Origin of the sequence: Nocardioides sp. NPDC058538 (assembly GCF_042719275.1) — a bacterium.
GTDB lineage: Bacteria > Actinomycetota > Actinomycetes > Propionibacteriales > Nocardioidaceae > Nocardioides.
The window spans coordinates 30,060-51,219 of sequence record NZ_JBHXNY010000020.1 but is presented as its reverse complement, the minus strand read 5'-3'; the positions used below and the strand labels follow the sequence as shown (position 1 = coordinate 51,219).

The window sequence follows — 21,160 nt, the reverse complement described above, 5'->3', positions numbered from 1 at the left end:
CGTTCCGGAGGTTGTGGAGAAAATGTTGGATAAATCTCATTCCTGACCTGCGGAAATAGATGACACGACATGCAGTTCGCTGCGTTTCCGCCCGTTAGCCTCGTAAACCTTCTGTGGACCTACGGTAGTAGGTCAGTGACTGATTTGTGTATGAAACGGCGTAGCCGTCACCAGTCGCGCCAGCAGGTCCGAGGTCGTGGCCGGTGGCATGTCGGCGCTGTCGAGCGCCTCGGCAAAGAGGAGTCCGTCTGTGATCACCAGCAGCAGCGCGGCCATCTCGTCTGCGTGCGCGGGAGCGTCGTCACCGAGAGCTCCGCGGAACCAGCCGGCGAAGTCGTCGCGCGACTGGCGGCGTACGGCAAGGAAGCGGTCGCGGCCGGGAAGCGGCTCGGGCCGCTTCGGCAGCACCAGCATCAGGCCGATCCGCAGGAACGGGGGCAGTCGGCGCAGGCTGGCCACCAGCGGCCTCAGCATCAGGGGGAGCTCGGTGGCGCAGTCGCAGTCCGCGCTCGGCGGCTGCCAGGAGGACTGGGTGTTGATCCAGGCGCGGTAGGAGTCGTCGACCGCGGCCGAGAACAGGTCATCCTTGTTCGTGAAGTGCCAGTAGACCGAGGAGGCCGGCAGCTCCGCCGCGGCGCAGATCCGGCTGATCGAGGCACCCTCGTAGCCGCTCTCCGCGGCGACCTCCAGCGCTGCCGCGACGAGCTTCTCGCGGCTGCTGCTCCTGCCCTCGTACGTCACCGGTGGCAGCTCCACGGTCTCGGGGGCGGCCGCCGGATCCTGCTCACCGAGGTGCTCCGCGACCTCGGCCAGTCCGTCGGCGAGCCGCAGCCGGAGCGGGTCGAGCTCGGCGTACTCGTCGGTCTGGGCGTGGATGAAGAGACCGTCGTGGGCGGCGAGCGTCAGCCGCGCGAGGGTCTCGATGTGCGCGGCCGGAAGGTCGACCGCCTGTGCCCACCACCGCTCGAACTCGGCGAGCGTCTGGGTGCGGATCTGGAGGAAGCGCTCGCGCGGACCGTCGCCGACTGTCGGTCCGGACTCGAGCGCCAGCATCAGGCCCATCCGCCACCAGTCGGCCTTGGCGCCGTGGATGTCCGACGTCGTACGCCGCAGGTTGGCCAGCAGCCCCTCGCGCAGGTCGTCGCCGGTCGGTGTCGGCTCCCACCGCGGGGCGATGTCGTTCCAGCGGGTGTAGCCGTGCTCGAGCGCCTCGGCGAGCAGTTGGTCCTTGTTGGAGAAGTGCCAGTAGAGGGAGGACGGCGGCAGACCGGTCGCGCGGCGGACCTGCGCCATCGTCGTGCCGACATAGCCGCGCTCGGCGGCCAGCCGCAGCGCTGCTTCGAGGATCATCTGACGCGAGCCCTGTGTGTGCTCACGGAGCGTCTTCTCGGCCATCGCACCGAGTCTAAGCAGGTCAGGGGCGCTTCGTCCGCCCGGTGTGCCGCTGGGTGGCCGCCGCGATGCTGGCTGCCTCACCGCCCTCGGGGACAATGGGAGACGATATGGCGAACCTCCTCAACCTCGAGCACGTCTCCAAGGCGTACGGCATCCGGCCCCTCCTCGACGACGTCTCCCTCGGCATCAACGCCGGCGACCGGGTCGGCATCGTCGGCCGCAACGGCGACGGGAAGACGACGCTCCTGCAGGTGATGACCGGCCTGGAGGAGCCAGACTCCGGTCGTGTCTCGCGTCAGCGTGGCCTGCTGGTCGGGTTCCTGCACCAGGGTGACCAGCTCGTCGACTCCCACACCGTGCGCGAAGCCGTGCTCGGCGGGCGGTCCGACCATGAATGGGCCGGCGTCCCCATGCTCCGTGAGATCGTCGAGCAGCTCCTGGCTGGGATCGACCTCGACCGTTCCGTCATGGGCCTCTCCGGTGGCGAGCGTCGTCGCTGCGCCCTGGCCGAGCTGCTCCTCGGGGACCACGACCTGATCGTGCTCGACGAGCCCACCAACCACCTCGACGTCGAGGCCGTGGCCTGGCTCGCCTCACACCTGGCCGCGCGCTCGTCCGCGCTCGCCGTGGTCACCCACGACCGCTGGTTCCTCGACGAGGTCTGCCAGTTCACCTGGGAGGTCCACGACGGTCAGGTCGACGCCTACGAGGGTGGCTATGCCGCCTTCGTCCTCGCCAAGGCCGAGAGGTCCCGTCAGGCCGCCGCCACCGAGGTACGCCGCCAGAACCTGGTCCGCAAGGAGCTGGCCTGGCTGCGCCGCGGTGCCCCGGCGCGTACGTCGAAGCCGAAGTTCCGCATCGACGCCGCCAACCAGCTCATCGAGGACGTACCTCCGCCGCGCGACCGCTTCGAGCTGCAGAAGTTCGCTGCCCAGCGGCTCGGCAAGGACGTCATCGACGTCGAGGACGTCGACCTCTTCCGCGGCGAGCGGCAGCTGCTGTCGCACGCCACCTGGCGCATCGGTCCGGGCGACCGGATCGGCATCGTCGGCGTCAACGGCGCCGGCAAGACCTCGGTGCTCTCGCTGCTGGACGGCTCTCTCCCGCCTGCGGTGGGAAAGGTACGCCACGGCCGCACCATCGCTCTCCAGCACCTGACCCAGCAGCTCGACGACCTCGACCCGGAGGCGCGAGTCCTTCCCACCGTCGAGTCGATCAAGCGCGTCACCAAGACGACCGACGGCCAGGAGCTCTCGGCGACCTCGATGCTCGAGCGATTCGGCTTCACCGGCGACAAGCTGGTCACCCGCATCGGCGACCTCTCCGGAGGCGAGCGCCGCCGCTTCCAGCTGCTGCGCCTGCTGCTCACCGAGCCCAACGTACTGCTGCTCGACGAGCCGACCAACGACCTCGACATCGAGACGCTCAACGTCCTCGAGGACTTCCTCGACGCCTGGCCCGGCACCCTGATCGTCGTCTCCCACGACCGCTACTTCCTCGAGCGCGTCACCGACTCCGTCTGGGCCCTGCTCGGCGACGGCCAGATCTCCATGCTCCCGCGTGGTGTCGACGAGTATCTCGAGCGCCGTCTCCCCATCCCCGCCGAGACGTCACGTACGTCGGCCGAGGCGTCGCGCGCGTCGGCCGAGACGGCAGCGGGTGGCCCGTCGAAGGCCAAGCCCGGCTCCGCCGACGAGCGAGCGGCGAAGAAGGTCATCGCCAGGATCGACAAGCAGCTCGAGCGGATCGGCGAGCAGCAGCAGAAGCTCGAGCTCGCGATGGCCGAGTCGGTCAACGACTACACCCGCCTCGCCGAGCTCAGCGCTGAGCTGAATCAGCTCGCCGCGGAGAAGGACGACCTCGAGCTGGAGTGGCTCGAAGCCGCTGAGGTGCTCGATTAGGGGCTCGCGGCTCCTGTAACACGTCGTTCGTAGGACTACTCGCCCTATCTGAACGACCGGATAGTCCTACGAACAGCGTGTTACACCGCGGGTGAGCCGACGGACGTCAGGACGAGAACGGGACCAGCAGGCGGCGCAGGAGATCGGTGAGCTGGCTCTGCTGGTCGCCGGAGAGGCTGTCGAGGAACTCCCGCTCGGCTGCGAGCAGCGCTTCGAAGGCGCTGTCGACGGTCGCCTTGCCGTCGGGGGTGAGCCGGACGAGGACGCCCCGACGGTCGGCCGGGTCCGGCAGCCGCTCGACCAGACCGCGCGAGGCGAGCCGGTCGACGCGGTTGGTCATGGTCCCGCTGGTCACCAGGGTCTCGCGCAACAGCCTGCCGGGGGAGAGCTCGTAGGGGTCGCCCGCTCGGCGCAGCGCGGCCAGTACGTCGAACTCCCACGACTCGATTCCGGAGCCCGAGAACGCGTCGCGCCGAGCGAGGTCGAGGTGACGCGAGAGGCGGGAGAGACGCGAGAAGATCTCGACGGGACCCAGGTCCAGGTCGGGCCGCTCGTGTGCCCAGGCCTCGCTCAGGTCGTCGACTTCGTCGCGCATGGCGAGAGCGTAGCCCAACTTCGCCCCATCGAGAATCTTGACATCGAGACAAGTCGGCGGGACGATCGGAATATCTTGACATCAAGAGAAATCGAGAGGACGTACGCCATGACCGCATGGGATCCTGAGCGCTACCTGACCTATTCCGACGAGCGAGCTCGGCCGTTCGTCGATCTCCTTCGCCGGGTCGACGCGGATCGTCCGAAGACCGTTGTCGATCTGGGCTGCGGTCCCGGCAACCTGACCGCCCTCGCGGCCGGCCGCTGGTCGGAGGCCAGAGTCGTCGGCCTCGACTCCAGTGCGCCGATGATCGACAAGGCGCGCTCGACCATCGACGGCGTCGACTTCGCGGTGGCGGACCTTCGTGACTGGGCCGACTCGGTCGTGCCGGGCTCCGTCGACGTACTCCTCTCCAATGCCACCCTGCAGTGGGTCCCCGGTCATCTGGACCTGCTTCCTGCGCTCGCCGGTGCGGTCGGGAAGGGTGGCTGGTTCGCCTTCCAGGTCCCGGGCAACTTCGACGAACCAAGCCACCGGCTCCGCGAGGAGCTCGCCGCCGAGGATCCGTACGCCGAGCACACCCGTCACCCTTCGACAAGCTCAGGACATCGCCTCGAGGCGCCCGGGTCGCACGACCCGGCCGACTACTACGACGTCCTGGTGGGAGAGGGTTTCGAGGTCGACGCCTGGGAGACGACGTACCTCCACGTGCTGACCGGCGAGGACCCGGTCTTCACCTGGATCGCCGGAACGAGTCTCCGTCCCACGGCTGCGGCGCTGGAGAAGGCCGGTCTCTTCGAACCGTTCGCCGAGGAGCTCAAGAACCGTCTGGCACGGGCCTATCCGGTACGAAACGATTCGGTAGGAAACAGTTTCGTACTCCTCCCGTTCCGTCGCGTCTTCGTGGTCGCCCGCAGGCTGGCGGCATGATGCGGCTCCATCACGTGCAGGTCGGCATGCCTGCCGGCCACGAGGACGAGGCCCGGACCTTCTATGCCGACGGCCTCGGGCTGACCGAGGTCCCGAAGCCGGCCGAGCTGGCCAAACGGGGTGGCGCCTGGTTCCGCTCACCGGGCGGCGCGGAGATCCACCTCGGTGTCGAGGATCCGCACCGACCGCAGGCCAAGGCCCATCCCGCGCTGGCGGTCGAGACCGAGGCAGACCTGGAGGCCATGGGCGCGAGGCTGGCCGACCTCGGCTTCGACGTCGACTGGAGCCAGCGCCACAACGCCGAGGGCTTCCAGCGCTTTCATGTCCGTGATCCGTTCGGCAACCGCGTCGAGATCGTGTGGCCAACAAGCAGCTAGCACGAACTTCGGTCCCATGTAGGCGAAAACCGGAATCAACCAAAAAGAACCGTAACGCCAACTGGTCTGGACCGTTGTCCCCCGGGGGATACAACAACGAGCCAGGAATGATGCCAGAAACGATGGAAGGCAAGACTTTGACTGACGACGTGACCGTCCCCCAGCCTCGGGACGCGGAGACGACGAGCGTGGTCAATCGAGTCCGCCGGGCTCAGGGCCAGCTCGGTGGCGTGCTCCGCATGATCGAAGACGGCCGTGAGCTCGCCGATGTGGTCGGCCAGCTCAAGGCAGTGACCCGTGCCCTCGACAAGGCGGCTTTCGCGCTGCTCTCCAACGAGCTGCGCCGCGCGCACGCCGATGGGGATCGCCCGGAGCAGATCGAGGAGCTCGAGAAGGTCTTCCTCTCCCTCTCCTGATCTCGGGCCAGGAGAGGGGAGGAGGTTACCCTCGGGTAACCTGACTGCCATGAGCCAGCTCTACGACCTCTGGAAGTCCTTCAACCGTGTCCCGGTTGTCGGCAAGCGAGCATTCTCGGTCGCTTTCGCGAAGAAGGCGCCCTACTTCGGGTCCATCCACCCGCTGGTCAACCAGTTGCGACCCAACTACGCCGAGGTCATCGTCCCCAACCGCAAGGGCAACCACAACCACATCGGCACCGTGCACGCCATCGCGCTGTGCAACGGTCTCGAGATGGCCATGGGTGCCCTTGCGGAGGTCACCATCCCGCGTGACAAGCGCTGGATCCCCAAGGGGATGACCGTCTCCTATACCGCCAAGGCCTCCACCGACATCACCTGCATCGCGGAGACCGACCAGGAGGAGTGGGACGCCGCCGACGGTGACCTCGCGGTGCGCGTCAAGGGCATCCGTGAGGACGGCACCGTGGCCATCGAGGGCACGATCAATCTCTGGGTGACCCCGAAGAAGAAGAAGTAAGAGGAGTCAGCTCGCGAAGCGAGCACGCAACGGCACGCCGCCCCGAGGGCAGCGTGCCGTTGCGTGCTCTGACGCTACGCCAGGCCGCCGCGGCCGGCGCTGCCCTTCTGCACGAGCTCGGCCTCGGCCGCGACCGGGTCGATCGCGTCGGCGTGACCGACCGGTGCCGCGGTGCGTCCCACGCGCCGAGTACGGACTTCGGCGTAGTTGGCGAGGAGACCGAGGATCGTGTTGAGGGCGATGTAGATCGCCGCGACCACGATCGCCGCCGGGAGCAGGTTGTCGAAGTTGCCGTCGAGCTTGACGATCTGATTGAGCAGTTCGCTGTAGGCGAGGATGTAGCCGAGCGCGGTGTCCTTGAGGAGTACCACCAGCTGGGCGATGATCGCAGGAAGCATCGAGCGCACCGCCTGCGGCAGCAGGATCGTACGCATCACCTGCCCGTCCGAGAGCCCGACCGCGACACCGGCCTCCGTCTGACCCTTGGGCAGTGCGCCGACGCCGGCTCGGATGATCTCGGCGAGGACGGAACCGTTGTAGAGCATCAGGCCGAGGACGACGGCCCAGAAGACGCTGGTATCGAATCCGAGCGGCGCCTGCATGAAGTAGATGAACATCATCAGCAGGAGCATCGGGATGGAGCGGAAGAACTCGATGACCACCGCCGAAGGGAGGCTGACGAGCTTGCTCTGGGAGAGCCGGCCTACGGCGAACACGAACCCGAAGACGAGCGCGAGGACCGAGCCGGCCGCGAAGGCCTTCAGCGTGCCGATGATGCCGGGGATGAGGAAGTTCTCCCAAGCGGGTGACTCGAGGAACGGTGTCCACTTGTCGGCCTCCCACTGGCCCGTCTCGTCGAACTTCGACCAGATGAACCAGGCGATGACAAGGAGCACCACCACTGTGAGACCGGAGTAGACCCGGTTGAGCGCCTTGGCGCGGGGGCCGGGGGCGTCGTAGAGAACGGAGGCGGCCATTATCGGATCACCGCGAATCGCTTGGAGGCCCAGTTGGCGACGAAGCCGATGGGCAGGGTCAGGATCATGAAGCCGACCGCGAAGATGATGAAGATCAGCAGGATCTGGTCGGACTCGTTCTCCATCATGGTCTTCATCTGGCCCGATGCCTCGTTGACGCCGGTCGCGGTGACGACCCCGATGGTGACGGCGACGGTGGTGTTCTTGGTCATCGCGATGAGCACGCTGGCCAGCGGGTTGATCACCGAGCGCAGCGCCTGCGGTAGAACGACGTGAGTGAGGTTCTGGGTGAAGGTGAGCCCGATCGCGCGGGCCGCCTCGGCCTGTCCTAGCGGCACCGTGTTGATGCCGGCTCGGAGCACCTCGCACACGAACGTCGAGGTGTAGATCCCCAGTGCCAGGACCGCGAGACGGAAGTTGTTCTCGTAGAGGTCGTCAGGGGCCGGGTTGAACCCCAGCTGATAAGCGAGCCCGAAGAGCGCGAAGAACATCACCAGCGTCAGCGGCGTGTTGCGGAACGTGTAGACGACGGCCGCACCGACGAACCGCAGCACCGGCACCGGGGAGACCCGGAACACGGCGAGCACGGTGCCGAGGATGAGCGCGAAGATGCCGCTGTAGACGGCAAGCCTCAGAGTCAGCCCGAACGAGGTCAGGATGGCTGACCCGTACTCGGAGAAGAGATCCATGGGTCCTTCCAGGATTGTTCAGAAAGCGTCTGTCACGCCGAGCCGGCGCAATCCGGTCGCCGCTTCGCAGCGGACCGATTGCGCCGACTCGGCATGACGTCAAGCTTGCTCAGTAGCGGTCGACGGCCGGCGGCTCCGGCAGCTCGTAGCCCGACTCACCGAGGTTGTCCTTGAACGCCTCTTCCCAAGCGCCGTCCTCGAAGGCCTGCTCGATCAGGTCGTTGATCTTGTCGCGGTCCTCGCTGCCCTTGGGCAGGCCGACGCCGTAGTTCTCCTCGGAGAACGGCGCGCCGACGATCTTGAACTTGCCCGGGTCCTGCTGGGCGTAGCCCGCCAGGATGATGTCGTCGGTGGTCATCGCGTCGAGCTGGCCGCCATCGATCGCGGTGACGCACTTGCTGTAGGTGTCGAACTCCTGCAGCTGGACGCCCTCGGAGTACTCGTCCTTGACCTTCTGGGCCGAGGTCGAGCCGGTCACCGAGCAGAGCTTCTTGCCGTCGAGCGACTCGGGGCCGGTGATGTCAGTGTTGTCGGCGGCGACCAGGAGGTCCTGGCCGGCGATGTAGTACGGACCGGCGAAGTCGACCTCGGCCTTGCGCTCGTCGGTGATCGAGTAGGTCGCCAGGATCATGTCGACGGTGCCGTCCTTGAGGAAGGTCTCGCGGTTGGCGGAGACGGCCTCGACCCACTCGATCTGGTCGTCGTCGTAGCCGAGGCCCTCGGCGATGTACTCCGCCATGTCGACGTCGAAGCCGGAGTAGTCGCCGTCGGCCTCCTTGAAACCGAGACCCGGCTGGTCGAACTTGATGCCGATCTTGATCTTGTCGCCGCCGGCGTCGGAGCCGGTGTCGTCGCTACCGCCACAGGCAGCGAGCGAGCCCGTGAGCGCGAGAGCGCCCAGGGTCGCGGCGATCTTCGTGAGCTTCATCGTTTCCACCTTCTGGAATTAAGGGTTGGTGCGTTGCAGGGTTCGCGAGCCCAGGGCTCACCCGAGACGTACGTTTCAGTGCTTGAGGATCTTGCCCAGGAAGTCCTTGGCGCGCTCGGACTGCGGGTTGTCGAAGAACTCGGCCGGGGTGTTGGACTCGACGATCTGGCCGTCGGCCATGAAGACGACACGGTCGGCGGCGACGCGGGCGAAGCCCATCTCGTGGGTGACCACGATCATGGTCATGCCCTCCTTGGCGAGGCTGACCATGACGTCGAGCACCTCCTTGACCATCTCCGGGTCGAGCGCGGAGGTGGGCTCGTCGAAGAGCATCACCTGCGGCTTCATCGCCAGCGCACGGGCGATCGCGACGCGCTGCTGCTGACCGCCGGAGAGCTGCGCGGGATACTTCGCCGCCTGGACGCCCACGCCGACGCGGTCGAGCAGCTTCTTGGCCTCGGCCTCAGCCGCGGCCTTCTTCAGCTTGCGCACCTTCATCGGGCCGAGCGTGACGTTCTGCAGGATCGTCTTGTGGGCGAAGAGGTTGAAGCTCTGGAAGACCATCCCGACCTCTGCGCGCAGCTTGGCCAGGCCCTTGCCCTCAGCTGGCAGCTCCTTGCCGTCGAGCTTGATCGTGCCCGAGTCGATCGTCTCCAGGCGGTTGATCGCGCGGCAGAGAGTCGACTTCCCCGAGCCCGACGGCCCGATCACCACGACGACCTCGCCACGCTTGATCTCCAAGTTGATGTCTCGGAGCACGTGCAGCTCGCCATAGTGCTTGTCGACATGGTCAAGAACCACCAAGGCGTCTCCCGAAGGGGCGCTGGCGGGTTCGGTGTCAAGCACGGTCATGCCGCAGACCTAACCACATCCTGCATTGCACATCTATGACTTGGCCCCCGGGATCGGTTACAACCAGATAACCAACAAGATTCGGTACGCCCGCCGCACCGGTCATCCGCGCTGGATTCCTCGACGCGGCCCCTGCGGTCGTACGCTTGAAGGCGCTATGACTACGTCGATCGCCTCTGGCTCCGCTTCGGCGGTGCGCACCTACGAAGTCCGCACCTACGGGTGCCAGATGAACGTCCACGACTCCGAGCGCCTCTCCGGGTTGCTGGAGGATGCCGGCTATCTGAAGGCGACCGAGGGCGCGCAGGCGGACGTGGTCGTCTTCAACACCTGCGCGGTCCGGGAGAACGCCGACAACAAGCTCTACGGCAACCTCTCCCACCTGGCTCCGATCAAGCAGGCCAACCCGGACCTCCAGATCGCCGTCGGCGGCTGCCTCGCGCAGAAGGACCGAGCGACGATCACCGAGAAGGCGCCGTACGTCGACGTGGTGTTCGGCACGCACAACATCGGCTCGCTCCCGGTGCTGCTCGAGCGGGCCCGGGTGCAGGAGGAGGCCCAGGTCGAGATCCTGGAGTCCCTCGAGGTCTTCCCGTCCACGCTGCCGACCAAGCGCGAGTCGGCCTATGCCGCCTGGGTGTCGGTGAGCGTGGGCTGCAACAACACCTGCACGTTCTGCATCGTCCCGAGCCTGCGCGGCAAGGAGAAGGACCGGCGACCGGGCGAGATCCTCGCCGAGATCGAGGCGCTGGTCGCCGAGGGTGTCACCGAGGTGACCCTGCTGGGCCAGAACGTCAACGCCTACGGCGTCGAGTTCGGTGACCGGCAGGCGTTCTCGAAGCTGCTTCGCGCCTGTGGCGAGATCGAGGGGCTGGAGCGGGTCCGGTTCACGTCGCCGCATCCCGCGGAGTTCACCGACGACGTCATCGAGGCGATGGCCGAGACGCCCAACGTGATGCCGTCGCTGCACATGCCGCTGCAGTCGGGTTCCGACCGCGTCCTCAAGGCGATGCGCCGCTCCTACCGGTCGACCAAGTTCCTCGGCATCATCGAGCGCGTCCGTGCGGCGATCCCGCACGCGGCGATCACCACCGACATCATCGTCGGCTTCCCGGGGGAGACCGAGGAGGACTTCCAGGGCACCCTCGACGTGGTCCGCGAGTCGCGCTTCGCCTCCGCCTTCACGTTCCAGTACTCCAAGCGTCCCGGCACCCCCGCCGCCGACCTCCCCGACCAGATCTCTCCCGAGGTGGTCAAGGACCGCTACGGCCGGCTCGTCGACCTCGTCAACGAGATCGCCTACGAGGAGAACAAGAAGAACGTCGGACGTACGCTCGAGCTGATGGTCGCCGAGGGCGAGGGCCGCAAGGACGCCGAGACCCACCGGCTCTCCGGCCGTGCTCCCGACAACCGGCTCGTCCACTTCAACGTTGCCGGCGCCGAGGGCGTACGTCCCGGCGACATGGTGAAGGTCGAGATCACCTACGCGGCCCCGCACCACCTGGTCGCGGACAACCCCGTGCTCGAGGTACGCCGCACCCGTTCCGGTGACGCCTGGGAGGCGCGCCAGGGTCGACCCGAGCCCGAGGCCGCTTCGGTCGGGCTCGGCATGCCCTCGGTCGGCGTTCCCGCTCCGCTGCCCGCTGCGCCGACCTGCGGCTGATCGTTCGGCTTGCCGCCGCGCGTACAGCAAATTCTCCGTGGTACCCCTCCCCCTGAGGGTATTCCTGCTCTAGCCTGAGGCAACTTGTCTCAGGAAGGGATACCCCCATGTCGATTCCCAAGCTGGTCAACAGAGCAGCGGCGATGGGCGCACTCGGTGTTCTCGTGGCGTCAGGCCTGGCAGCCGCGGCCCCGGCGGGCGCGATGCAGGCGTCCGCAGGAGGAGATGCCTGCTTCGACCCGCACGAGGTCGGCGCCGCCCGCGTCGCCGAAGGGACCAAGCAGGTCCGCGACACGAACCATCTGACGGCTAAGCAGACCGAGGCCAAGGAGAAGGCGCTCTCCAGCGCGCTGGCCGCGGAGGGGAAGAAGGGCGGCACCGCCAACCTCGCCGCGACGACCATCCCGACCTACATCCACGTCATCCAGGAGAACGCCACCACCGGCGCCGTCCCGCAGGCGAACATCGACGCCCAGATCGACGTGCTCAACGCGGCGTACGCCGGCACGCCGTTCTCCTTCGAGGTGGCCGGCCAGGAGACCACGATCAACCCTGCCTGGTATCCGATCATCTCCGGCTCGACCGGTGAGCGGGACATGAAGGCGGCTCTGCGCCAGGGCGGCGACAACGCGCTCAACGTCTACATCGGCGAGATCGACGACGGTCTGCTCGGCTGGGCGACCTTCCCGACCAAGAACATCGGGTCGCAGGACGGTGTGGTCATCCTCGGCGAGTCACTGCCGGGTGGCTCGGCGGCGCCGTACGACGAGGGCGACACGGCCACGCACGAGGTCGGCCACTGGCTGCACCTCTACCACACCTTCCAGGGTGGCTGTCGCGGCAAGGGTGACCAGGTCGCCGACACCCCGGCCGAGGCTGCGCCGGCCTTCGGCTGCCCGGAGGGCTCCGACACCTGCACCGCTCCTGGCCTCGACCCGATCCACAACTTCATGGACTACACCGAGGACGCGTGCATGGACGAGTTCACGCCGGGTCAGGTGCAGCGCATGATCGACGGCTGGGTGGCGTACCGCGCCTGATCGTCGATCTCCGTGTGAGATCTTCGTGTGAGATCTCCGTGTGATGCGCCGAGCGCCGGGTCCCTTGCGGGCCCGGCGCTCGATCCGTGTGATCAGCAGAGCTGAATCAGTACTGCGACTGGCTCTGCTCGCCGCCGAAGCCGCCCTCGTTCGAGGAGCCCTCGTTCGAACCCTCGTCGGAGCCGTAGGAGGAGCCCTCGGACTGCTCCTGGCCGCCACCGAAGCCGCCCTCGTTGGACTGCTCGCTGCCGCCGAAGCCGCCCTCGCTCTGACCGCCCTCGCTCTGGCCACTCTCGGAGCCGTAGGACGAGCCCTCGTTGGACTCCTGGCCGCCGATGCCGCCCTCGCCCGAGCTCTCGGACTGCTCGCCGCCACCGTAGGAGCTGCCCTCGTCGGACTGCTCACCGTAGGAGGAACCGCCCTCGCTCGAGCCCTCGTCGGAGCCGTAGGAGGAGCCCTCGGACTGCTCCTCGCCGCCGCCGAAGCCGCCCTCGCTCTGGCTGCCCTCCTGGCCGCCGAAGCCGCCCTCGTTGGAGGACTCCGAGCCGAAGGAGGAGCCCTCGCTGGACTCCCGGCCGCCGAAGCCGCCCTCCTGGCCGTAGTTCTGCTGCTCGTCGCTGTTGCCGTAGTTCTCAGACATATTGGTCCACACTTCCGAGTAGTTGTGATTGGACCGGAATCGGACGTGCATCGCACGTCCGCCCCCCGGCTGCCTCATTCGGTGAGACGAGAATGAGACGGTCTAGACCGTTCCATGTGACGGCACAAGTCGCAACAGGTTCGTAACAGTGTTTTGAAAGTCGACACGTAAAATGTCAGCTGGGTGTATTGCGAAATGAACTCGAGGCGGGGAGCAACCCGGTGTGGGTTGCTTCCCGCCTCGTGGCGTGTGGAGGGCTCAGTTGCCGCCGTCCAGCTTCTCCGCTTCGCCCTTGGCAGTCTCGACGCCCTGGTCGATCTGGTCGCTGAACTTGCCACCGGTCTTCTCGTCGGCGATCTCGCCGGCCTTGTCCAGGCCCTCGCCGATCTTGTCGGCGCCGATCTTGTCGATGCCCTGCTGGGCGAGGTCCTTTGCCTTGTCCAAGAAGCTCATGCTTCCCCCTCTTGATCGGTGGCTCCCCGTATGAGCCAGCTTGCGGCCAGACTAGCTGCATGGAGTACGACAGCAACAGGGGGACACGCGACCCCGATGGGCCACATGGGCTACGCGACTTGGGATCTTTTGCCCTGTCCGCAGCCCCGATCGTGGCCGTCGTCGGAGCCACCGCAGCCGGGAAGACGTCGCTCTCGCTCGACCTCGCCGAGACCCTCGGCGGCGAGATCATCAACACCGATGCGATGCAGGTCTACCGCGGTATGGACATCGGGACGGCGAAGCTGCCGGTCGCGGACCGGCGTGGGATCCCGCACCATCTGCTCGACCTCCTCGACATCGCCGAACCGGCCTCCGTGGCCGACTTCCAGGCGCTGGCGCGCGAGGAGATCGCGACGCTCCGGAAGGCCGGGAAGACACCCGTGCTGGTCGGTGGCAGCGCTCTCTACACGCGAGCGATCCTGGACAGGTTCGAGTTCCCCGGCACCTCGAACGAGGTGCGGGAGCGGCTGGAGAAGGAGCTCGAAACCGCAGGTGAGAAGGCGCTTCACGACCGCCTGCGAGTCCTGGATCCGGTCGCGGCCGAGCGGATCGAGATCGACAACGGCCGCCGCGTCGTACGCGCTCTGGAGGTCATCGAGCTGACCGGTGAGCCGTTCAGCGCACGACTGCCCGAGCAGGTCTACCACGACCCGGCCTCCATCCAGATCGGCGTCGACATCTCCCGGGAGGCGCTGGACGTACGCATCCGGCAGCGGGTCTCGGAGATGTTCGAGTCCGGCTTCGTCGACGAGGTCGCGCGGCTCCTGGAGGCGGGTCTGGGGCGGTCGAGGACCGCGTCGAAGGCCATCGGCTACAAGGAGGTCGCCGCCTATCTCGCGGGGGAGACGACGCTGGAGGATGCCATGGAGAGAACGGCCATCAAGACCAGGCAGTTCGCACGTCGGCAGGACGCCTGGTTCCGCAAGGATCCGAGGGTCGTGTGGGTCTCATATGATGATCCTGTGCGTCTCGAGAAGGCCGTCGCGGCGGTGCGGGCGGTGACGCCGTGAACGGCCACGGGCGGGACCGGCTGCGGGAGCTGCTGGACGCGGTGCTCGATGGTGCCGACGTCGGAGAGCCGCGCACGCTGGCGCAGATGGCCGGCGACGCCTACACCTCGCCCTATCACTTCAACCGGCTGCTCTCCCGGGGCGCGGGCGAGCCGCCGGTGGCGATGCGGCGCCGGGTGATGCTGGAACGGGCCGCGTGGCAGCTGCAGCACGGTGGCACGGTGACCGATGCCGCCTGGGCCGCCGGGTACGAGTCCATGGAGGGGTTCTCGCGGGCCTATGCGAAGGCCTTCGGGCATCCACCGAGCACCACCGCGGTCAGCCACTGGCTGCCGGCGCCCAACGGGATCCACTTCCATCCGCCGGAGTCGCTATGGGTCGACTCCCAGGAGCGGGTGCTCTCTCCGCTGACCGAGCAGCTCGTCATGCACGACCTCGACGACACCCGAGCGTTGCTCGACCTCGCCAAGGGCCTGCCCGCGGAGGTGCTCACACAGGTGCGGCTGGCCGGTCACGAGGTGCTCGAGTGGGACGGCCCGGAGGAGTCGATCGCGCAGGTCCTGGAGGCGACGGTGTGGGCCAAGGAGTGCTGGGTTGCCTCGATCGAGGGCCTCGCGATGCCGGTCCGGAGCCGCACGGACTCGGTCGTCGCGCTGGTCGAACGGCACGAGGCCGTGGTGGCGCGGTGGCTGGCGGTCGTGCGCGACATCGAGCGGCGCGGGGCCTGGGAGGACCGGCTCATCGACGCCCTCTGCGAGCCGCCGGAGAGCTTCCAGATCGGGTCGGTGGTCGCGCACGTCCTGACGTACGCAGCCCATCGGCGTCTGCTGGTCCGGATGATGCTCCGGATGGCCGGTGTCGAGGTCGACCGGGGCGACCCGATCGAGTGGCTGCGGACCCGCCGGGGCGAGGTGCCGTCGGTCTGAGCGAGCGGCGAAATGATTCGGCCGCCCACGCGCTCGCCTCGTACCCTGAGGCCGTGACCCCTACCTGGACTGAGATCAGCACGCTCGAAGAGCTCGTCGACCTGGTCGGCGTGCCACAGGAGCGGGCGATGACCAAGGGGCGCCCGGCGCTCCTCGACATCGACAGGGAGTGGCTCGCCGCGACGCCGTTCTGCGTGCTCGCCACCTCGGACGCCGAGGGCAACTGCGACGCCTCACCCAAGGGGGACCCGGCCGGGTCGCTGGTGCACGTCATCGACGACAGGACGATCGCGATCGCGGAGCGGCCGGGCAACAAGCGCGTCGACGGCTACCGCAACGTACTCGCCAACCCGCACGTCGGGATCGACTTCCTGATCCCGGGCCGCGGCGACACGCTGCGGATCAACGGCCGTGCCCGGCTGGTCTCGGACGCACCGTTCTTCGACGAGATGGTCGTGAAGGGCAAGCGACCGATCCTCGCCCTGGTCGTGGACATCGACGACATCTTCTTCCACTGCGCGAAGGCGTTCCTGCGCTCGGGCCTGTGGGACCCCGAGACGTGGGACCCCGACCACCTCCCCAAGCGTGCGGTCATCGCCAAGCAGGTCGAGAACGACCCGCGTACTCTTGCCGAGATGGAGGACTACTACCGCACTGACACCTACTCGAAGTTCCTCTACTGATGTCCTACCCGTATCTGAAGGGACACGGCACGGAGAACGACTTCGTGCTGCTGCCCGACGTCGACGGGTCGGTGCACGGCGCCCTCTCGGACGAGGAGATGGCCGACCGGGTCCGGGCGCTGTGCGACCGCCGTGCCGGCATCGGCGGCGACGGGATCCTGCGGGTGATCCGGACCGCCGCCTACACCGGTGAGGACCGTCCGGTCAGCGACGCGGAGTGGTTCATGGACTACCGCAACGCCGACGGCACCCGGGCCGAGATGTGCGGCAACGGCACCCGGGTCTTCGCGGAGTATCTGCGCTCGGTCGGATTCGCCGGCGACGAGGTCACCTTCGCGACGCGGGCCGGTGACAAGACCCTGCGCGCGGAAGGAGAGGTCTGGACCGCCGACCTGGGCTCGCCGAGGCTGCTCGGGTCGACCCAGGTCACCGTCGCCCACCACTTCTGGTCGGCCTGCAACGTCGACATGGGCAACCCGCACGCCGCCGCCGAGGTCGACTCGATCGCCCCCCACGGACCCGTCGGTGACCTCTACGACTCCCCGATCTTCGACGAGGCGGTCTATCCGCACGGGGTCAACGTCGAGTTCTTCGAGCGTGTCGCCGAGCGTCACGTCGCGATGCGGGTCTTCGAGCGTGGCGCGGGCGAGACCCGCTCGTGTGGCACCGGAGCCTGCGCGGTGATGGTCGCGGCCGCCGAGGCCGACGGTCTCGCGATCGCGCGCGATGCTGATGTGACGTACCGGGTCGATGTCCCTGGCGGCACGCTCCACGTCACCTGGACGACCGACGACCGTGTGCTGCTCACCGGGCCGGCCGTCCTGATCGCCGAGGGCATCACCGCGCTCTGACCGCGAGACGGTTAACGGGTATTCACCATCGTGAGGGTGGTCACGTCTATGGTGCTGCCCATGGAGTTGACTGATAGCACAGCGATCGTGACCGGTGCGGCCAGTGGGATCGGGGCGGCGACCGCCCGGGCGCTGGCGGCCAGGGGTGCGACGGTGATCGTCGCGGACATGCAGAAGGACAAGGGCGAGGCCCTGGCGGAGGAGATCAAGGGCCTGTTCGTGCCGGTCGATGTCACCGACACCGACCAGATCACCAACGCTGTGGAGAGGGCCGTGGAGATTGCGCCGCTCAAGGCGGTGGTCAACTCGGCCGGGATCGGCTGGGCGCAGCGCACCATCGGCCGCGACGGCCAGATCGGCTCGGCACACGACCTGGATGCGTACAAGAAGGTCATCGCGATCAACCTGATCGGCACCTTCGACATGTGCCGCCAGGCCGCGACCTACATCAGTCGCAACGAGCCCGACGCCAACGGGCAGCGTGGCGCGATCGTCAACCTCGCCAGCGTGGCGGCCTTCGACGGTCAGATCGGACAGGTGTCCTACTCCTCGTCCAAGGGCGGCGTCGTCGGCCTCACCCTCCCGCTCGCGCGCGACCTCGCCGCGGTCGGCATCCGCGTCAACACCGTCGCTCCGGGGCTGATCGACACCCCGATCTACGGCGAGGGCCCGGAGTCGGAGGCGTTCAAGGCCAAGCTCGGCGAGAGCGTGCTGTTCCCGCACCGGCTCGGTGAGCCGGCGGAACTGGCCAGCATGGTCGTGGAGTGTCTGACCAACGACTACATGAACGGCGAGACGATCCGCGTCGACGGCGGCATCCGGATGCCACCGAAGTAAACAAGCCTCAAGAAGTACCCCGACGGCTGGCGCACCGCTAATGTGTGCGCCAGCCGCGGACAGTTTCAGACCGCTCCGCGGAATGTCGGAGCAAGGAGTTCGCATGTCCGATAGGGCGGACACCAGTACGTCGAAGGCGCTCGCGATCATCGAGTCCGACGAGCCCACGGGGCCGACGGGACCGGGCGAGCCCCCGCGCGAGCCACGACTGACGCGGGAGACGATCGGGGTGATCGCCGGTGCGGCCGGCGTACTGGCCGTGTGCCTGATCGCGACCGCGCTGGTCTCCAACGGCAACGCGGACTCGACCGCCGACCGGACCTGTCTCGGCCCGGAGATGACGGTCGCGGTGGCTCCCGAGGCGGCGACCGCCGTGGGCAACATCCTCGAGGACGCCGGCTGTGGCCAGATCGAGGTGGAGTCGGCGAAGGCCGACCAGGTCCTTGCGCCGCTGGCGCTCGACGGCGATCTCCCCGATGTGTGGATCCCTGACTCCTCGGTCTGGCTGGACCGGGTCGACCCGGCCGTCGAGCCGGTGACACTGCGGGCCTCGATGGCCTCCTCGCCGGTCGTGCTCGTCTCCGGCGACGGGCTCACCCGCACCTCCTACGCCGAGGCCTTCGCCGAGGACGACCTGCTGATGGGCGACCCTCAGCGGATGATGAGCGCGCTCGGCACCGCCGTCGCGAGCCGGGGGAAGCCCCAGAGCGAGGCCAAGCTGGAGCCGTACGCAGAGCGGCTCGCCTCCGGCGAGGAGGGCGCCGCGCCGACCGACTCGGGACGCCTGGCCGAGCTGCAGACGGTCATGGGCGGAGTGACCGCGACCAGCGAGCAGCAGTGGTCGACGTACGCGCCGGCGTTGAAGGCCAGTGCCCCGAAGGAGGGCACGGTGGTCCTCGACTACCCGGTCCTGATCACCGCGGACGCCTCGCGCCGAAACTCGATCGCCGCCTCGATCACCAGCTTCGCCAGGGTGCTCGACAGCGGTGCCGCCGACACCGCGCTGACCCAGGCCGGGTTCCGCACCACCGGAGCCGGCAAACCTTCGCCCAACGTGGGCGCGTATACCCGCGTCGACTCGGCCGCGGTTGCGGAGACGGCCTCGGAGTGGAGCGCCAGGCTTCGCCCGACCCGGGCGATCGCGGTCGTGGACGTCTCCGGCTCGATGGCGTGGCCGACGGCTCCTGACAGTGCCACGACCCGCCTCCAGCTCACCCAGGAGGCGGCCTCGGAGGCCGTCGGTCTCCTTCCCGGTGTCGCCGCGATCGGGCTCTGGGCCTTCTCTGAGAAGACCGAGGGCACGCTGGGCGCCGACCACAAGGTGCTCGTCCCCACCCGTCAGCTGGCCTCGAAGAACCAGCGTGCGCAGCTGACCGAGGAGATCGCCGGTCTCACCGCGCGCACCGGCGGCGGCACCTCCCTGCACGACACCGCCCTGGCGGCCTATCAGGCCGCGGTCGCCTCCTACGACCCGCTGGCCTCCAACGACGTGCTCCTGTTCACCGATGGCACCAACGACGACCCCGACTCGATGGACGTGGCAGAGCTCGTACGCCAGCTCGAGGCTGCCTCCGACCCACGGCGGCCGGTCCGCGTCCTGGGGATCGGGATCACCGCCGACGCCGACCTCGGCACGCTGCAGGCGATCGCCGATGCGACCGGCGGGGCTGCGTACGTCGCCGAGCGTCCGGAGGACGTCGGAACCGTTCTGCGAGAGGCTCTCGAGCAGCGCTGAGACGCGCTCTTGGACAAGCATTCAGACAGGCCTTCAGATAAGCATTGTCCCCCGGGTGGTGCGGCGCCGTACCCTTGTTGGTATATGACGAACAACGCACACGAATTTTCACTCGCTGACGACCTCGAGGCCACCGAGGACTGGGACGCGCTCGACACTGAGCTCGACGCAGATGGCTTCGAGTCCGGCTACGCCGACGAGGATCCCGAAGACATCGACCCGACCGTCGGTGCCATGGAGCTCGCCGAGCGGCACGCGCTCAAGCGCGTCGCGAGCCTGCGCACCGAGCTCGAGGACATCACCGAGGTCGAATACCGCCAGCTTCGCCTGGAGCGAGTGGTGCTCGTGGGCGTGTGGGCCGGCGGCACCCAGACCGACGCCGAGAACTCCCTGGCCGAGCTCGCGCTCCTCGCCGAGACAGCCGGCTCTGAGGTGCTCGAGGCGATCTACCAGCGTCGCCAGGCGCCCGACCCCGCGACGTACATCGGGCGCGGCAAGGTCGAGGCGCTCAAGGAGATCGTCGCCGCGACCGGCGCCGACACCGTGATCGCCGACGGCGAGCTTGCCCCGAGCCAGCTCAGGAACCTCGAGGACCGCACCGGGGTCAAGGTCGTCGACCGGACCGCGCTGATCCTCGACATCTTCGCCCAGCACGCCAAGTCCCGCGAGGGCCAGGCGCAGGTTGAGCTCGCCCAGCTCAGCTACATGAAGCAGCGGCTTCGTGGTTGGGGTGGCAACCTGTCCCGCCAGGCCGGTGGCCGCGTCGCCGGTGGTGCCGGTATCGGTGGCCGTGGTCCCGGTGAGACCAAGATCGAGACCGACCGCCGCCGGATCAACACCAAGATCGCCAAGCTGAACCGTGAGCTGAAGGCGATGAAGGGCACTCGCGACACCAAGCGTGCCGACCGCAAGCGCCACCACATCCCGGCGGTCGCGATCGCCGGCTACACCAACGCCGGCAAGTCGTCGCTGCTCAACCGGCTCACCGGTGCCGGGGTGCTCGTCGAGGACGCGCTCTTCGCGACCCTGGACCCGACCACCCGCCGCACCACCACCGAGGACGGGCGGGTCTACACGATGTCCGACACCGTCGGTTTCGTGCGTCACCTGCCCCACCAGCTCGTCGAGGCCTTCCGCTCGACGCTGGAGGAGGTCGCCGACGCCGACCTGGTCGTGCACGTCGTCGACGGTTCCCACCCCGACCCCGAGGGTCAGCTCGCGGCGGTGCGTGAGGTCTTCGCCGAGATCGGTGCCAGCGAGGTGCCGGAGCTGGTCGTGATCAACAAGGCCGACATCTCCGACCCGCTGGTGATCGCCAGGCTGCTGCGCGCCGAGCCCCACTCCGTCGCGGTATCGGCCAAGACCGGCGAGGGCATCGACGCCGCGATCAAGGCCGTCGAGACCGACCTGCCGCGGCCGGGCGTCGAGTTCTCCGCACTGGTTCCCTACGAGCGGGGTGACCTGGTCAACCGGATCCACCAGCACGGCGAGATCGACCACCTCGAGCACACTGCCGAAGGCACCGTCGTCACGGGCCGCGCCAACGCGGACCTGGCCGGCGAGCTGGCTGCGTACGCGAGGACCGCGCGCTCTGCTTGATCTTGGGCGCTGATCCGGCGTTGCGACATTGGCGATGTCGGGATCGTCCCTCACACTTGGGACGATCAGTCGTCGGAGGGCAGGGATGCGGACTAGAGGTC

22 protein-coding genes are annotated in these 21,160 nt (G+C 67.9%); 14 read left to right on the top strand and 8 right to left on the bottom strand.

The window, feature by feature from the left end; genetic code table 11:
- Nucleotides 1–132 precede the first annotated feature (132 nt).
- Nucleotides 133–1,395, bottom strand: a complete 1,263-nt coding sequence (locus ACFWQC_RS18075; RefSeq protein ID WP_378680750.1) for a TetR/AcrR family transcriptional regulator — start codon at nt 1,393–1,395, stop codon at nt 133–135.
- Between the two features lie 107 nt (nt 1,396–1,502).
- Here ACFWQC_RS18075 and ACFWQC_RS18070 point away from each other — a divergent pair, with 107 nt between their 5' ends.
- Nucleotides 1,503–3,296: an ATP-binding cassette domain-containing protein gene (locus ACFWQC_RS18070; protein ID WP_378680747.1), complete on the top strand. Its 1,794-nt coding sequence runs from the start codon at nt 1,503–1,505 to the stop codon at nt 3,294–3,296.
- Nucleotides 3,297–3,402: 106 nt separating this feature from the next.
- Here ACFWQC_RS18070 and ACFWQC_RS18065 read toward each other — a convergent pair whose 3' ends face one another.
- Nucleotides 3,403–3,891, bottom strand: a complete 489-nt coding sequence (locus tag ACFWQC_RS18065; RefSeq protein ID WP_355021756.1) for a MarR family transcriptional regulator — start codon at nt 3,889–3,891, stop codon at nt 3,403–3,405.
- A 108-nt stretch (nt 3,892–3,999) separates the two neighbouring features.
- Between ACFWQC_RS18065 and ACFWQC_RS18060 the strand changes: the two genes are divergently transcribed.
- The 4 genes from ACFWQC_RS18060 to ACFWQC_RS18045 all read left to right on the top strand — a co-directional run bounded on the left by ACFWQC_RS18060 (nt 4,000) and on the right by ACFWQC_RS18045 (nt 6,134).
- Nucleotides 4,000–4,821, top strand: a complete 822-nt coding sequence (locus ACFWQC_RS18060; RefSeq protein ID WP_378680743.1) for a methyltransferase domain-containing protein — start codon at nt 4,000–4,002, stop codon at nt 4,819–4,821.
- Nucleotides 4,818–5,198, top strand: a complete 381-nt coding sequence (locus ACFWQC_RS18055; RefSeq protein WP_378680740.1) for a VOC family protein — start codon at nt 4,818–4,820, stop codon at nt 5,196–5,198. The genes ACFWQC_RS18060 and ACFWQC_RS18055 overlap by 4 nt, the downstream gene beginning before the upstream one ends.
- 149 nt (nt 5,199–5,347) lie before the next feature.
- On the top strand, nt 5,348–5,614 hold the full coding sequence (locus ACFWQC_RS18050; protein ID WP_008362591.1) for a metal-sensitive transcriptional regulator: 267 nt from the start codon (nt 5,348–5,350) through the stop codon (nt 5,612–5,614).
- A gap of 49 nt (nt 5,615–5,663) precedes the next feature.
- Nucleotides 5,664–6,134, top strand: a complete 471-nt coding sequence (locus ACFWQC_RS18045) for a hotdog fold domain-containing protein (RefSeq protein WP_378680737.1) — start codon at nt 5,664–5,666, stop codon at nt 6,132–6,134.
- 74 nt (nt 6,135–6,208) lie between these two features.
- Here ACFWQC_RS18045 and ACFWQC_RS18040 read toward each other — a convergent pair whose 3' ends face one another.
- From ACFWQC_RS18040 to ACFWQC_RS18025, 4 genes are all read right to left on the bottom strand, one after another.
- On the bottom strand, nt 6,209–7,111 hold the full coding sequence (locus ACFWQC_RS18040; RefSeq protein ID WP_378680734.1) for an amino acid ABC transporter permease: 903 nt from the start codon (nt 7,109–7,111) through the stop codon (nt 6,209–6,211).
- Complete coding sequence (locus tag ACFWQC_RS18035; RefSeq protein ID WP_378680732.1) at nt 7,111–7,800, bottom strand: amino acid ABC transporter permease; 690 nt, start codon at nt 7,798–7,800, stop codon at nt 7,111–7,113. Before ACFWQC_RS18035 ends, ACFWQC_RS18040 begins: the two co-directional genes overlap by 1 nt.
- A 109-nt stretch (nt 7,801–7,909) precedes the next feature.
- Nucleotides 7,910–8,728 (bottom strand): glutamate ABC transporter substrate-binding protein, encoded by an 819-nt coding sequence (locus tag ACFWQC_RS18030; RefSeq protein ID WP_378680729.1) that lies wholly within the window; start codon nt 8,726–8,728, stop codon nt 7,910–7,912.
- 75 nt (nt 8,729–8,803) lie between these two features.
- Entirely contained in the window at nt 8,804–9,580 is a 777-nt protein-coding gene (locus ACFWQC_RS18025) for an amino acid ABC transporter ATP-binding protein (protein WP_378680726.1), read from the bottom strand.
- A 157-nt stretch (nt 9,581–9,737) separates the two neighbouring features.
- Here ACFWQC_RS18025 and miaB point away from each other — a divergent pair, with 157 nt between their 5' ends.
- On the top strand, nt 9,738–11,243 hold the full coding sequence (miaB, locus tag ACFWQC_RS18020) for a tRNA (N6-isopentenyl adenosine(37)-C2)-methylthiotransferase MiaB (RefSeq protein WP_378680723.1): 1,506 nt from the start codon (nt 9,738–9,740) through the stop codon (nt 11,241–11,243).
- Between the two features lie 107 nt (nt 11,244–11,350).
- Nucleotides 11,351–12,283 (top strand): zinc metalloprotease, encoded by a 933-nt coding sequence (locus ACFWQC_RS18015; protein WP_378680720.1) that lies wholly within the window; start codon nt 11,351–11,353, stop codon nt 12,281–12,283.
- A 106-nt stretch (nt 12,284–12,389) separates the two neighbouring features.
- Here the strand turns inward: ACFWQC_RS18015 and ACFWQC_RS18010 are convergent, their stop codons facing one another.
- Complete coding sequence (locus tag ACFWQC_RS18010) at nt 12,390–12,923, bottom strand: hypothetical protein (protein ID WP_378680717.1); 534 nt, start codon at nt 12,921–12,923, stop codon at nt 12,390–12,392.
- A 258-nt stretch (nt 12,924–13,181) separates the two neighbouring features.
- Nucleotides 13,182–13,376 (bottom strand): antitoxin, encoded by a 195-nt coding sequence (locus tag ACFWQC_RS18005; RefSeq protein WP_378680714.1) that lies wholly within the window; start codon nt 13,374–13,376, stop codon nt 13,182–13,184.
- Between the two features lie 119 nt (nt 13,377–13,495).
- Here ACFWQC_RS18005 and miaA point away from each other — a divergent pair, with 119 nt between their 5' ends.
- The 7 genes from miaA (at nt 13,496) to hflX (ending at nt 21,059) form a co-directional block, all read left to right on the top strand.
- Nucleotides 13,496–14,428, top strand: a complete 933-nt coding sequence (gene miaA, locus ACFWQC_RS18000; RefSeq protein WP_378680711.1) for a tRNA (adenosine(37)-N6)-dimethylallyltransferase MiaA — start codon at nt 13,496–13,498, stop codon at nt 14,426–14,428.
- Entirely contained in the window at nt 14,425–15,354 is a 930-nt protein-coding gene (locus tag ACFWQC_RS17995) for a helix-turn-helix domain-containing protein (RefSeq protein ID WP_378680708.1), read from the top strand. The genes miaA and ACFWQC_RS17995 overlap by 4 nt, the downstream gene beginning before the upstream one ends.
- Before the next feature lie 53 nt (nt 15,355–15,407).
- Nucleotides 15,408–16,037 (top strand): MSMEG_1061 family FMN-dependent PPOX-type flavoprotein, encoded by a 630-nt coding sequence (locus ACFWQC_RS17990; protein ID WP_378680705.1) that lies wholly within the window; start codon nt 15,408–15,410, stop codon nt 16,035–16,037.
- Nucleotides 16,037–16,888, top strand: coding sequence for a diaminopimelate epimerase (gene dapF / locus ACFWQC_RS17985; protein ID WP_378680702.1), 852 nt, complete (start codon nt 16,037–16,039; stop codon nt 16,886–16,888). Before ACFWQC_RS17990 ends, dapF begins: the two co-directional genes overlap by 1 nt.
- 60 nt (nt 16,889–16,948) lie before the next feature.
- Nucleotides 16,949–17,725 (top strand): SDR family NAD(P)-dependent oxidoreductase, encoded by a 777-nt coding sequence (locus ACFWQC_RS17980; protein WP_378680699.1) that lies wholly within the window; start codon nt 16,949–16,951, stop codon nt 17,723–17,725.
- 103 nt (nt 17,726–17,828) lie between these two features.
- Nucleotides 17,829–19,460, top strand: coding sequence for a VWA domain-containing protein (locus ACFWQC_RS17975; protein WP_378680696.1), 1,632 nt, complete (start codon nt 17,829–17,831; stop codon nt 19,458–19,460).
- An 84-nt stretch (nt 19,461–19,544) separates the two neighbouring features.
- Nucleotides 19,545–21,059, top strand: coding sequence for a GTPase HflX (hflX, locus tag ACFWQC_RS17970; protein ID WP_378680694.1), 1,515 nt, complete (start codon nt 19,545–19,547; stop codon nt 21,057–21,059).
- Nucleotides 21,060–21,160: the final 101 nt, after the last annotated feature.

Coding starts and splice junctions, on each gene's coding strand:
- ACFWQC_RS18075 (WP_378680750.1), bottom strand. CDS start 1,395: ATGGCCGAGAAGACGCTCCGTGAGCACACACAGGGCTCGCGTCAGATG.
- ACFWQC_RS18070 (WP_378680747.1), top strand. CDS start 1,503: ATGGCGAACCTCCTCAACCTCGAGCACGTCTCCAAGGCGTACGGCATC.
- ACFWQC_RS18065 (WP_355021756.1), bottom strand. CDS start 3,891: ATGCGCGACGAAGTCGACGACCTGAGCGAGGCCTGGGCACACGAGCGG.
- ACFWQC_RS18060 (WP_378680743.1), top strand. CDS start 4,000: ATGACCGCATGGGATCCTGAGCGCTACCTGACCTATTCCGACGAGCGA.
- ACFWQC_RS18055 (WP_378680740.1), top strand. CDS start 4,818: ATGATGCGGCTCCATCACGTGCAGGTCGGCATGCCTGCCGGCCACGAG.
- ACFWQC_RS18045 (WP_378680737.1), top strand. CDS start 5,664: ATGAGCCAGCTCTACGACCTCTGGAAGTCCTTCAACCGTGTCCCGGTT.
- ACFWQC_RS18040 (WP_378680734.1), bottom strand. CDS start 7,111: ATGGCCGCCTCCGTTCTCTACGACGCCCCCGGCCCCCGCGCCAAGGCG.
- ACFWQC_RS18035 (WP_378680732.1), bottom strand. CDS start 7,800: ATGGATCTCTTCTCCGAGTACGGGTCAGCCATCCTGACCTCGTTCGGG.
- ACFWQC_RS18030 (WP_378680729.1), bottom strand. CDS start 8,728: ATGAAGCTCACGAAGATCGCCGCGACCCTGGGCGCTCTCGCGCTCACG.
- ACFWQC_RS18025 (WP_378680726.1), bottom strand. CDS start 9,580: ATGACCGTGCTTGACACCGAACCCGCCAGCGCCCCTTCGGGAGACGCC.
- miaB (WP_378680723.1), top strand. CDS start 9,738: ATGACTACGTCGATCGCCTCTGGCTCCGCTTCGGCGGTGCGCACCTAC.
- ACFWQC_RS18015 (WP_378680720.1), top strand. CDS start 11,351: ATGTCGATTCCCAAGCTGGTCAACAGAGCAGCGGCGATGGGCGCACTC.
- ACFWQC_RS18010 (WP_378680717.1), bottom strand. CDS start 12,923: ATGTCTGAGAACTACGGCAACAGCGACGAGCAGCAGAACTACGGCCAG.
- ACFWQC_RS18005 (WP_378680714.1), bottom strand. CDS start 13,376: ATGAGCTTCTTGGACAAGGCAAAGGACCTCGCCCAGCAGGGCATCGAC.
- dapF (WP_378680702.1), top strand. CDS start 16,037: ATGTCCTACCCGTATCTGAAGGGACACGGCACGGAGAACGACTTCGTG.
- ACFWQC_RS17980 (WP_378680699.1), top strand. CDS start 16,949: ATGGAGTTGACTGATAGCACAGCGATCGTGACCGGTGCGGCCAGTGGG.
- ACFWQC_RS17975 (WP_378680696.1), top strand. CDS start 17,829: ATGTCCGATAGGGCGGACACCAGTACGTCGAAGGCGCTCGCGATCATC.
- hflX (WP_378680694.1), top strand. CDS start 19,545: ATGACGAACAACGCACACGAATTTTCACTCGCTGACGACCTCGAGGCC.